Here is an 11,929-nt window from a genome sequence, read left to right on the forward strand (position 1 = left end):
AAATTTGTTTTATTACGAACGAAAAAGTCGTGAATACTGCGTTTCATGCCAAGCGCTTGCCATGGCTAAATGCGGTAAACTGGTACCGATATCTTCATCGTTAATCTGGTTAGATTTCTCGATAATTAACTGTGTATTCTCAGTTAATTCAAAGAGTAAATTTTGTGCTTGTGTTTGCCCAAGCGGTACTAATTTTGTTGCCGCGGCTACTTGGTTGTCGATATAAGTCCAGCAATAACCGCTTTGGGCAGACTCTAGATCTAATTGAAATAAATAAGCCGTTAATGCAAAGGCGCTAACAAAGCTGATTTCAGTTAGCGCTATAATGCTTTGATATGCGCTAACATCTATATTATTAAGTTGCTTTAATAGTCTAATTAAGGCTTTACCCATCGCTAAATCAGCGAGTAATAACTCATGGCTTTCACGACATGCAATTAAGTGTGTATTCCAGTAGTTGAACTGGTCTAAGTCATTATTATGTAAAGCAATGAATAGCCTTTTTAGAATGGCTAAGTCGGTTTTTGCTATAGACTCTTCTAGATTAATTTCGATCCAACTTGCGGTTGTTTCAGGTGATATTAACCAACCCATTTCAACTGCATATTCCAACCCCTGTGAAAATGAAAAGCCGCCAACAGGTAAATTAGCACTGCACAGTTGAAGTAACCGGTTTAATTGAATCGGTTGGCTTTGATGAGTTGACTTGCTAATCACTTGTTTAATATTTACCGTATTAGTGGGCATGTTCATGACTATGTTTATCATGACTATGCTTTTCATGATTAATGCTGTCTGTATTTGCATGCGAATGCGAATGACCACTTTTACTACCGTAGGCACCGCTTTCTGGTTCAAAGACCGCTGGTGTTTTATCTATGGTTAAGCCATATTTTTCAGCTAAGGCTTCTAAAACATGGTCGGGTTTAAAGCGCAGCCAAAGCTCACCTATTTGCAATGACGTATGTCGATTACCTAAGTGATAGCAAACTTTAGAAAAAGTTAACCAGTCGGTCGCAATAGCAGTAGAAACAGGCTCTGCTGCACCTTTAATTTCTATTAATAAGCCACATTCTGTTTTTAATATTTCGCCAACCAATAACGGGTGGCCGCGTTCCATAAAAATACCAATGTCGGCGCCATTATCGGTTACTCCTTTAATACGGGCTTTTTTTCGGGTGTCTTGATCTAAAGTGATCGAGTCAACAATTTCACCGTGGGTATGATCTAAACGTTGATAAGCTTGTAACATGTAATTTCCTAAAATAAACAATAAAGTTGAGCTAACGGCAGGGTAGATGCTGGCTCACAGGTTAGTAGTTCGCCATTTGCTCGCACTTCATAGGTTTGGGCATCAACTTCAATTTTTGGCTGCCAGTTATTATGGATCATATCGTTTTTACTAATGTTTCTAGTGTTTTTACAAACGCCGACCATACGTGTCATGCCTATGCTTTGCGGTACATTGGCATCAATTGAGGCTTGCGACATAAAGGTCATTGATGTTTTTGCAGCAGCGCTACCAAAAGCGCCAAACATTGGTCGGTAATAAACCGGTTGTGGCGTTGGAATAGAGGCATTGGCATCGCCCATTGGCGCGGCGGCAATAAAGCCAGACTTTAAAATTAAGGCGGGTTTAATACCAAAAAATGCCGGTTTCCATAGTACTAAGTCAGCAAGTTTACCCACTTCAATAGAGCCTACTTCATGGCTAATACCATGACTTATTGCAGGGTTTATGGTGTATTTCGCGATATAGCGCTTTATGCGAAAGTTATCGTTTTGTTCGGTATCAGGTGCTAATGGCCCACGTTGTTGCTTCATTTTATGGGCGGTTTGCCAAGTGCGGGTGATCATTTCGCCTACTCGCCCCATGGCTTGAGAGTCTGATGCGATCATACTAATCGCGCCTAAATCGTGCATAATATCTTCAGCGGCGATACTTTCTTTACGAATACGTGAATCAGCAAAAGCAATATCTTCTGGGATAGAAGGGTCTAAGTGGTGACAAACCATCAGCATATCTAGATGTTCGTCAATCGTGTTAACCGTGTATGGTCGAGTAGGGTTCGTTGAAGAAGGTAGAACATTGGCTTCGCCACAAGCTTTAATAATATCAGGCGAATGTCCACCGCCAGCACCTTCAGTATGATAAGTGTGAATAGTTCGGCCTTTAAAAGCACCTAAAGTATCTTCAACAAAGCCCGACTCGTTTAAGGTGTCAGTATGAATAGCAATTTGTACGTCGTAACGCTCAGCAACCGATAAGCAGTTATCAATGGCTGCTGGGGTTGTTCCCCAATCTTCGTGAAGTTTTAAACCACAAACACCTGCTTCAATTTGCTCTTCTAATGCAATAGGTAAGCTGGCATTGCCTTTACCTAAAAAGCCAAAATTCATTGGAAAGTCATTAGTTGCTTGCAGCATTTTGTAGATATTCCATGGGCCCGGCGTGCAAGTGGTTGCTTTACTGCCTGTAGCTGGGCCCGTGCCGCCACCGATCATGGTGGTTACACCTGACATCAACGCTTCTTCTATTTGTTGCGGACAAATAAAATGAATGTGCGCGTCAATACCACCAGCCGTTAGAATTTGTCCTTCACCTGCAATAACTTCTGTGCCGGGTCCTACTTCAATATCAATATTGTCTTGAATATCAGGGTTACCGGCTTTACCAATAATGGCAATACGCCCGTTTTTAATACCAACATCGGCTTTAATAATGCCCCAGTGATCAACAATTAGCGCATTTGTGATCACTAAGTCTACGGTTTCAAAGCATGAGGCTTGGCTTTGACCCATACCATCTCGAATAACTTTACCGCCACCAAATTTAACTTCTTCACCGTATTCGGTAAAATCTTTCTCAACTTCTAACCATAAGTCGGTATCGGCTAAACGAACACGATCGCCCACCGTTGGGCCAAACATATGAGCGTAAGCGTTTTTGTCAATGCTAGCCATGGTTATAGGTCTCCTTGAATTTCAGCACGAAAGCCAAATACGCGACGTTTACCACGAAAGGCAACTAAAGTTACTTCGCGCTCTTGTCCGGGTTCAAAACGTACGGCAGTGCCAGATGTAATATCTAAACGAAAACCTTTTGCCAAAGCTCTATCGAAGTGCAGAGCAGGGTTTACTTCATAAAAATGATAGTGCGAGCCAACTTGTATGGGGCGATCGCCTGAATTTGCCACCGTAATTTTTACTTGCTTGCAACCTAGGTTTAGCTCACGGTTACCATGGTCAGTTTTTATTTCACCTGGGATCATATTTGCTTCTCTTATGTGCAAGTTATAATTAAATAATAGGGTTGTGAACGGTGACAAGTTTGGTGCCGTCTGGAAATGTCGCCTCAACTTGTACGTCTGGAATTAATTCTGAAACACCGTCCATAACCTGCTCACGAGTGAGAAGTGTTCGACCATAGTCCATCATTTGTGCAACGGTTTTACCGTCACGCGCACCTTCAATTATTTCCATGGAAATATAGGCTACCGCTTCAGGATAATTTAATTTTAAACCACGGTTTAATCGTCTCTCGGCAAGTAATGCAGCGGTGAATATCAGTAATTTGTCTTTTTCTCTTGGTAATAAATCCATAACGTTCTCTATTTAGTATTTATACTGTTTTATAGGCTTTAATATTTATCTATATCTTGGGTAATTACCGCTTAACTAGGTATGCCAAACTCGGGGCATATTGGCTGGTTTATTAAGATATATAGGCCTAATTATTTGCCATAATTTAATGAAAAGTGCTTTGCATTCTTCTGCGTGCTGGCCTAAATAACGGATCACTAATAATTGTCGAATTTGGCTAATACTGACTTTTTCATCGGCTTGCGAGTCACTCATACAATTGCGCAATTTAGCGATAAGTGCTTTATTTTCGGTATCGCTAAGTAGGCCTTTTTCTGCGTAAGCCATAAAAGTTGCAAAGACACTTTTATTATTTAATCCCGCGACATGCTGCTGTATTTGGTTGTCAGGTTTAATCGCAATTCTGTCGTGATAAAGTAGGGTATTGTCACAATAAACACGGTTTAATTGGCTGTAACGACCTTGTTCAAAAAGTTGCCCTGATCTTGGTAACCCTAAACAGGTGATATCCCAACCTAAATAAACACTGTTGCTTGTTAGGTGCACATCAACAGTATTAACGCCATCAGCGCCTTCATAAACAATGGTTTCTAATGGAAAGTTTTCACACTTTGCATGTTCGGCCAAAAATAGCTCGCAGTGCTGAACTTGTTTAGAGTCGCCAATAGAAAGATCTTCACGGGCACGATAAAAACGATTAGCACCCGGTGTGGTAACTAAACTGTGTGCCTGCTGATTTACCTTAATATTTATCCGTAGTTCATCACCCGAGACAATGCCTGCTGGCGGATGTAACAAATAAATATGCGCACAATCACGTCCTTCAGGATAAAACGCTTTTTGCACACTTAGCGGTCCATTTCGCTCGGTACGACTGAGCTGAGTACCTATTGAGGTAACACTAAACTCTAGCAATAAACTAGCTAGCCAAGCACTTTTACGCGTAGGTATAGTGGTTAAGTTTGTGGTTAGCGTTTCAGCTGTCATTATTTTCTATCATAAGTTTATAAAACTATAAGCTATATCAAGGTTATTAACGTAAGTTGCACAAATTGCGCCAACGAATATCAGTGGATATTTTATTCAGTAGTTTCAAGCTTAAATGAGCTGAAATTTATAGTGTTATATATTGCTGAAACTAACTTATTACGGCAGTTTCAGGCATTTTATTTACCAACTAGAACTCTTTATTTATTAGTCAGATAAGGGGGAGTTTTATGACTAAAAATGACATTTAATTGCACCAAAATGGTGCGGTCGCATCAATATTAAGCGTGAGGATGATTTTTAACCGCTATGTTTTTTATAAAATGATTTTAATTTATTGAATATAAAGTAATTTTTATGTTTTTTATTTGTTTAGCTTTACTGTTTTAGTGGTCTGTAATGTGCATGTAAATAAACAAGGTTATTTTTAATTACTGATGTCAATATCAGGCTGTTTTTAAGGAATAAAATGGACTCTATACTTGTTATTATTGCACTGTCATTAGCGCTTGCTAGCGTGATTAATATTGTATTAACTAAATTTTCAATTTCACACATTATCGGTTATATCATTACCGGCACAATTGTCAGTAATTTCTTCGACTTTAATGGCAGTACTACACCTCATTCACTCGAGTTAATTGGCGAGTTTGGTATAGTTTTTCTTATGTTTACTATAGGGTTAGAAATGTCGTTTTCTAAACTAGGTAAAATGAAAGAGCTGATTTTTTTTAATGGTTTTGTGCAAGTAGCTTTTAGCTCAGTAGTTATTTTTGCCATGGCCTTTTATCTGTTTAATGTCGAGCTTATTCCTTCAGTCGTTATTGCCCTTGCTTTTAGCTTATCTTCAACCGCAATTGTTTTACCTTACTTAAAAAAATCAAAAGATATCGTTACGCCTTACGGCAAAAAGGCGGTTGCTATATTAGTTTTTCAAGACTTAGCTGTGATCCCTATTTTATTGCTAATGGGTTTTTTATCTAATAATGAATTATCGATGTCAGATATATTATTGAAAACATTTTTATATGCCGGCGTTATTATTATTTTCATGTTTACTATTGGTAAAAAGCTGATTGCTTGGCTCTTACATTTTTCGGCCAATGCCCGCATGGAAGAGCTGTTTTTAAGTTCAGTATTTACCATTGTTTTAGGGGCGTCATTGCTCGCACATGAAATGGGCTTTACCTATTCTTTAGGGGCATTTATCGCGGGTATGATCATCGCAGAAACTAAGTTTCATATAAAAGTAGAGTCTGACATAGCCTCATATAAAGACTTGTTATTAGGCGCCTTTTTCTTTGCTATAGGCACCAAGATTGATGTTCTATATTTTCTGAGTAACTTACATTGGGTACTAGGTGTATTAGCCTTAGTTATGCTGATAAAAGCTGTGATTATATATTTACTGATCAGAATGAAATCTGATAAAAGTGAATCGATAAAATCAGCGGTAGCGCTATGCCAAGTCGGGGAGTTTTCTTTCGCTATTTTTGCAATGGCCATGAACCATAATTTACTAACAGAGAGCTTAGGAAGTTTTCTCATATTGATCACTGTGCTATCCATGATTTTAACGCCTTTTATGATCAGTAATATTTATAAAATAGCCGCTTTATTTGTAGTCGAGTTTTTTGAGTCAGACAAAATTACCCCACTGGAAGCTAAAAATCATACCATTGTTTGTGGTTTTGCGATTTTAGGACGAATTGTTGCTAAAGAGCTAAGCAAAGAAGGCGAGAGCTTTTTGATTATCTCTGATAATTTACAGCATGTATTGTTGGCGAGAAAACGTGGTTATGATGCGTATTTTGGGCACTTAGATAAAACCCCTGTACTAGAAGCATTAAGAGTTGAACAAACTAAAAGTATTATAATTACGGTAAACACTTTAATAACGAAACAAATTATTTGTGAAGCGGTACTTGAGCACTACCCAAATGCCAATTTAATTGTCAAAGTCAGTACATTGGAAGAAAAAGCTGCACTTGCTGATATTAAAATTAACTCGTTTGTGCATGCACAACAAGAAACTGCAATGTTACTAGTTAAACAAAGTATGACGTAAGGCACTCGCATTCAATGTATTGAACTTAAACGCCCATAAACGGGGTTATTACAATTTAAACCATAAACGTAACACTTTTATGCTGTGCTTTAGCTAATAATAAGTTGAAGCGACAATCTATAGAGTGTGCGGTGTAATGATCAAATGTTGCTGGGCTAATTAAGCTATTTTTTAGCGCAACGTTTAAGTAATAAAATGCTTATCTTATTAATTTTTCAAATTAATTGATCTAAAACATCCATTCTTTCGTTAGAAATAGTTGACGATATTAAGGCTACTATTAAACCTGTAGCCTGTTATTTTTAAGTGATTCAATGTTAGGGTAACTATAAAGATACTATTTCTAAAAAATTCTGTATTACTAATTAAGAGCTAATTAATAGCCAATCAATAGCTAGTAAAGGACAAATTATGAATGAGAATAACAAGATAAAAGCGTCTGATTTATTTGTACAAGCATTAGAAGCAGAAGGCGTAGATCACATTTTCGCCGTACCTGGTGAAGAAAACCTCGATATGGTTGAGTCTTTGCGAAATTCCTCAATAAAGTTAGTACTAACCCGCCATGAACAAGGTGCTGGCTTCATGGCAGCAACGTATGGACGACTTACGGGTAAAGCCGGTGTATGTATGGCAACCCTTGGGCCCGGAGCAACTAACTTAGCAACACCTGCTGCTTATTCGCACTTGGGCGGTATGCCTTTAATTATGATCACAGGCCAAAAACCGATTAAAAAATCAAAGCAAGGTCAGTTTCAAATTATTGATGTAGTCGGCTTATTTGATCCTATTTGTAAAATGTCTAAACAAATTGTTCACGGTAATACTATACCTTCCTTAGTGCGTGAAGCTTTTCGACTTAGCGAAGAAGAGCGTCCTGGAGCCGTGCTTTTAGAATTACCTGAAGACATTGCAGAAGAAGACTGTAATGCAGCTATTATAATGCCTCATAAACGCTATTATGCTAGTCCTAATAATGTCGCTATTGATGAAGCGGTAGCACTGATAAAAACCGCTAAAATGCCGTTAATTTTAATTGGTGCAGGCGCAAATAGAAAAAATGTAAGAACGGCATTATCTAACTTAATAGATACCACTCGTATACCATTTTTTGTTACGCAAATGGGCAAAGGCGTTGTTGATGAACGCTCAGACTTATTTTTAGGTACTGCGGCATTATCATCGGGCGACTACTTACATTGTGCTATTGAACGTGCCGATGTCATTATTAATATTGGACATGATGTAATTGAAAAACCGCCATTTTTTATGGAAGCAGGGGGTAAGAAGGTTATTCATGTAAATTATAAGTCTGCCAAAGTTGATCAAGTATATTTTCCGCAATCAGAAGTTGTAGGCGACCTTGTAAGCTCGGTAAATGCATTAAATGAAAAATTAGCAGGTGAAGTTAAGTTCGATAGAAGCTACTTCGATAAAATAAAACTCGCGATTGATGAGCATATTGAAGAAGGTGCTGATGACACGCGTTTTCCTATCATTCCGCAACGTTTTGTAGCAGATATTCGCAAAGTTATGGGCGAGAAAGATATTATCGCGCTTGATAACGGCATGTATAAACTTTGGTTTGCCCGAAACTATAAAGCTTATCAACCTAATACCGTATTACTTGATAATGCGCTTGCCACCATGGGAGCAGGTTTGCCTTCGGCTATGATGGTTGCCATGCTAAACCCTGACCAACGTGTAATGGCACTATGTGGCGATGGTGGTTTTATGATGAACTCTCAAGAAATAGAAACGGCAATACGTTTAGGTTTGAACCTAGTGATAACGGTGCTAAACGATAATTCTTATGGGATGATTCGTTGGAAACAAGCCAGTACCGGGTTTGCTGATTGGGGCTTAGAGTTTAACAATCCTGATTTTGTTAAATACGCAGAAAGTTATGGCGCAATAGGGCATAGAGTTACCTCTGCTGAAAATATTATACCTACTTATGAAAAAGCATTCGCCGCAGGTGGTGTTCACCTTGTTGAATTACCCGTTGATTACTCTGAAAATCAAAAAGTTTTAATTGATGAGCTAGCTGAGAAGGTGTGCTTAATTTAAAAGAGTAATGTCAACATTCGTTATTTGCGAACGATTTTAACTTATTAAAGAGTAAATTATGACAAATTTAGATAGCAGTAAAACAGTTGAAAAACACGATGTTTTTAATCCGTATGATCAAACTTATTTAGGCTCTGTTCCGTTGATTGAGTGGGCCGAAATCGACAGTTACTTAACCAACGCTGAGCAATTATTTAAAGATCGTCAACAATGGTTACCTGCATATGAGCGAATGAATATCCTCAAAAAACTTGCTACTTTAATTTCCCAAAGAGCAGATGAATTAGCGCTTTTAATTGCAAGTGAAGGCGGTAAGCCATTGGTTGATGCTAAAGTAGAGGTTGCAAGAGCGATTGATGGTGTTGAGTTGTGCGCTAAAGAAATAGCCAACTTAAAGGGTAGCCAAATTCCAATGGACTTAACCCAAGCGGGGGCGGGAAGAGTTGCCTATACCACTAAAGAGCCTATTGGTGTGGTGGTTGCTGTTTCAGCATTTAATCATCCATTAAATTTAATTGTACATCAAGTGGCTCCAGCTATTGCTACAGGTTGTCCGGTACTTGTTAAACCGGCCTCAGATACGCCACTATCTTGCAAGGCATTTGTTGATATGGTGCATGAAGCAGGATTACCTGAACAGTGGTGCCGTTTTGCTATGTGTGAAACGTCAACCGCACAGCAAATGATCACTGATCCTCGTGTTGCATTTTTGAGTTTTATTGGTTCAGCTAAAATAGGTTGGATGCTAAGGTCTAAGCTTGCTCCTGGAACTCGTTGCGCATTAGAGCACGGCGGAGTTGCCCCTGTTATTATTGAAGAAAGTGCAGATATAGAAGCCATGATCCCAAGTTTGCTCAAAGGTGGTTTTTATCATTCAGGCCAAGTTTGTGTATCTGTACAGCGAATTTTTGCACCTAAGAGTAAAGCCAAAGCTATCGCTCAAAAGTTAGCAGATGGTGCCGCAAAACTTGTTGTAGGCAATGCTATTGATGAGTCGACAGAATGCGGACCGCTAATTCGACCAGCAGAAGTTGATCGTGTTGAAGAATGGGTTGATGAAGCTGTGTCTGCAGGCGCAACACTGTTAACCGGAGGCAAACGACTCGGCAAAACTACCTATGCACCAACGGTGCTGCTTGATCCGCCACTAGGCACTAAAGTTTCTAGCATGGAAATTTTTGGCCCTGTTGTTTGCGTTTATGCTTACGAAGATATTGATCAAGCCATTGCTCAAGCTAACGCATTAGATTTTGCTTTTCAAGCCTCGGTATTTACTAAGAATATAGATGTAGCAATGAAGGCAATTAATACGCTAGATGCTACTGCCGTTATGGTTAATGACCATACCGCCTTCCGTGTTGATTGGATGCCTTTTGCTGGACGTAAACATTCGGGTTATAACACTGGAGGTATTGCTTATACTATGCATGATATGTCGCAGGATAAAATGGCGGTGATTAAGCTTTAAGCTTTATTTAAGATAAGCTAAGTTGAGCTATTTATTATATAAACAGTCGTAAAAGTAAGAAAAGTCTCTATTAACTAGAGATTTTTATTTTTACACCCCATCTGCTTATTATACCAATTGATTTAATGAATCGATCAATTTTAACCGAGGATAAATTTTCAGTAGCAAGGCGCTTGATTAAGCAATAGCAGGCTATTGGGATTGAAAGCAACGTAGATACTGGATATTTAAACCGCTTTATAATGATCGATTATTTATATCAATTGGTATTAGCTAAGCTTTTGTATCTGGGAGCTATTGTTTTTTATGCCAGCCCATACCTACCGCATAACGGTGATCAAAACCTTTCCAAGGCTTAGGTGTTTTGCCATCAATGGCTATTTGGTTAGAATCAGGCGATAAATCTAGGTAAGCGCATTGAGTTAATTTTTGCTTTAAATAACAATCCATCATTGCAAGCGTGAAGTGTTTATTGTTGTTATTTAATACCGTGCTGTCCCAAGCGGGTTCATAATAATGACCTATATCTAACTCACTTGTTTTAGCAACGCTAGGTGCCGGGTGCGGTGCAACATTATGTCGCGCGTTTTGATAGGTAAGCAGGTATTTATTGTCGCTACCGGTTTGTTCATAAAGTGATTTGATAGCGTTGTAATCAGAAACATCATCTAAATCGCCTGCGATATAAAGTATTGGCGTATTAATTTTTGACAGTGCTTCTTGCTGAAATAACTGGTGTTGTGCACCCCAAGGTGCCATAGCAATAACGGCTTGCCATCTTGGGTCTACTTTAGGGTTTTCATACTGGCCTGCGGCGCAGCTATTGAGTAATGCTTTTACTTTTTCGACTTGCTCAGGATCTTTAATGCCTGTAAAAGTTGAAGCTGTTGTATTGGTAAAATTATAGCAACCGCCAATGGTATTTACCGCGCCATAACCCCCCATTGAATAACCTATTAAACCAGCCTTTTGGCTATCGATAACTTTTGAGAGAAAGTTGGGTGTTGTGGTTAAATAGTTAAGGGTAAATTGTTGGTCACGAGAGCGATTAAGCAATGTACTCACAAAACCAGCGAAAGGGCTATTTATCATGTCAACTTCGGCGTTGGTTGAGTCAGTATGATCAATAGCAGCAACAATATACCCATGAGAGGCTAAATGTTCTGCTAAATAATACATCAGTGTTCTATAGCCGGTATAACCATGAGAAAGCACCACTAATGGAAATTTTTCAGCCTCATTGTTTACTAATACAGCTGAGTCGCGAAAAGCATCGGCTTGAATGGAGAAGTTTTTACCGGTGCGTGTAACGTTTTCATAACTCGTTTTTTTAGTGTGTTGGTTATCTACAGTAGTGGGATACCAAACTTCTACGGTTAATTCTCTGTCTTTTGTTGCTTGTGTTGCGGGATCAAATTGCGCAGGGTTAATAATGTTTAATGTTTTTACACCAATCTTAAATTGGCCTTTTTCTGCGAGTTCAGCAACCACATCGTTGGGAAGCTGTTTTTGTAATTGCTCAGGCACCAAAGTTGTTTTACTGTTTGATAACTGCGCTGTTGAAGAAATCTCGACGGCATTTACGGTTGCGACAATTTGTACATAACAGCACATTAAACTGCTTAGTATAGTGAGGATGTTTTTTTTAACTTTTATCATAGGTGTTTTCACTTTTATTATTATTTTTTATTCGTTATAAGTAATTGAAACCTTAGTTATAGCACAAGCAGTGA

Annotated in this window: 10 protein-coding genes; 3 read left to right on the forward strand and 7 right to left on the reverse strand. The window is 38.7% G+C overall.

Annotated elements, in window-relative coordinates:
- Positions 1-12: 12 nt before the first annotated feature.
- The 6 genes from AC27H3_RS10800 to AC27H3_RS10825 form a co-directional block, all read right to left on the reverse strand.
- Positions 13-768, reverse strand: coding sequence for an urease accessory protein UreF (locus AC27H3_RS10800; protein WP_487106100.1), 756 nt, complete (start codon positions 766-768; stop codon positions 13-15).
- Positions 737-1,252, reverse strand: coding sequence for an urease accessory protein UreE (gene ureE / locus AC27H3_RS10805; protein WP_273311996.1), 516 nt, complete (start codon positions 1,250-1,252; stop codon positions 737-739). The genes AC27H3_RS10800 and ureE overlap by 32 nt, the downstream gene beginning before the upstream one ends.
- A gap of 8 nt (positions 1,253-1,260) precedes the next feature.
- The gene (ureC, locus tag AC27H3_RS10810; protein WP_487106102.1) at positions 1,261-2,964 is read right to left on the reverse strand and encodes an urease subunit alpha; all 1,704 of its coding nucleotides are present in this window, start codon (positions 2,962-2,964) and stop codon (positions 1,261-1,263) included.
- 2 nt (positions 2,965-2,966) lie between these two features.
- Positions 2,967-3,272 carry an urease subunit beta gene (locus tag AC27H3_RS10815; protein ID WP_085305650.1) on the reverse strand — a complete coding sequence of 102 codons (306 nt, stop codon included), beginning with the start codon at positions 3,270-3,272 and terminating at the stop codon, positions 2,967-2,969.
- A gap of 28 nt (positions 3,273-3,300) precedes the next feature.
- A complete protein-coding gene (locus AC27H3_RS10820; protein WP_273311993.1) occupies positions 3,301-3,603 on the reverse strand; it encodes an urease subunit gamma in 303 nt (100 codons plus the stop codon).
- A 75-nt stretch (positions 3,604-3,678) separates the two neighbouring features.
- Positions 3,679-4,590, reverse strand: coding sequence for an urease accessory protein UreD (locus tag AC27H3_RS10825; RefSeq protein WP_487106105.1), 912 nt, complete (start codon positions 4,588-4,590; stop codon positions 3,679-3,681).
- 469 nt (positions 4,591-5,059) lie between these two features.
- Here AC27H3_RS10825 and AC27H3_RS10830 point away from each other — a divergent pair, with 469 nt between their 5' ends.
- The 3 genes from AC27H3_RS10830 to AC27H3_RS10840 all read left to right on the forward strand — a co-directional run bounded on the left by AC27H3_RS10830 (position 5,060) and on the right by AC27H3_RS10840 (position 10,196).
- Positions 5,060-6,658 (forward strand): cation:proton antiporter domain-containing protein, encoded by a 1,599-nt coding sequence (locus AC27H3_RS10830; RefSeq protein WP_487106106.1) that lies wholly within the window; start codon positions 5,060-5,062, stop codon positions 6,656-6,658.
- Between the two features lie 429 nt (positions 6,659-7,087).
- Positions 7,088-8,728 (forward strand): acetolactate synthase large subunit, encoded by a 1,641-nt coding sequence (locus AC27H3_RS10835; RefSeq protein ID WP_487106204.1) that lies wholly within the window; start codon positions 7,088-7,090, stop codon positions 8,726-8,728.
- A 58-nt stretch (positions 8,729-8,786) separates the two neighbouring features.
- Positions 8,787-10,196 (forward strand): aldehyde dehydrogenase family protein, encoded by a 1,410-nt coding sequence (locus tag AC27H3_RS10840; RefSeq protein WP_487106108.1) that lies wholly within the window; start codon positions 8,787-8,789, stop codon positions 10,194-10,196.
- A 294-nt stretch (positions 10,197-10,490) separates the two neighbouring features.
- On the opposite strand, the gene AC27H3_RS10845 is transcribed toward AC27H3_RS10840, so the two are convergent.
- Entirely contained in the window at positions 10,491-11,855 is a 1,365-nt protein-coding gene (locus AC27H3_RS10845) for an alpha/beta hydrolase family protein (protein ID WP_487106110.1), read from the reverse strand.
- Between the last annotated feature and the right edge of the window lie 74 nt (positions 11,856-11,929).

The sequence above is a fragment of the Colwellia sp. NW0002-52-1 genome (assembly GCF_057550865.1).

Coding starts and splice junctions, on each gene's coding strand:
- ureC (WP_487106102.1), bottom strand. CDS start 2,964: ATGGCTAGCATTGACAAAAACGCTTACGCTCATATGTTTGGCCCAACG.
- AC27H3_RS10840 (WP_487106108.1), top strand. CDS start 8,787: ATGACAAATTTAGATAGCAGTAAAACAGTTGAAAAACACGATGTTTTT.
- AC27H3_RS10820 (WP_273311993.1), bottom strand. CDS start 3,603: ATGGATTTATTACCAAGAGAAAAAGACAAATTACTGATATTCACCGCT.
- AC27H3_RS10800 (WP_487106100.1), bottom strand. CDS start 768: ATGATAAACATAGTCATGAACATGCCCACTAATACGGTAAATATTAAA.
- AC27H3_RS10845 (WP_487106110.1), bottom strand. CDS start 11,855: ATGATAAAAGTTAAAAAAAACATCCTCACTATACTAAGCAGTTTAATG.
- ureE (WP_273311996.1), bottom strand. CDS start 1,252: ATGTTACAAGCTTATCAACGTTTAGATCATACCCACGGTGAAATTGTT.
- AC27H3_RS10825 (WP_487106105.1), bottom strand. CDS start 4,590: ATGACAGCTGAAACGCTAACCACAAACTTAACCACTATACCTACGCGT.
- AC27H3_RS10815 (WP_085305650.1), bottom strand. CDS start 3,272: ATGATCCCAGGTGAAATAAAAACTGACCATGGTAACCGTGAGCTAAAC.
- AC27H3_RS10830 (WP_487106106.1), top strand. CDS start 5,060: ATGGACTCTATACTTGTTATTATTGCACTGTCATTAGCGCTTGCTAGC.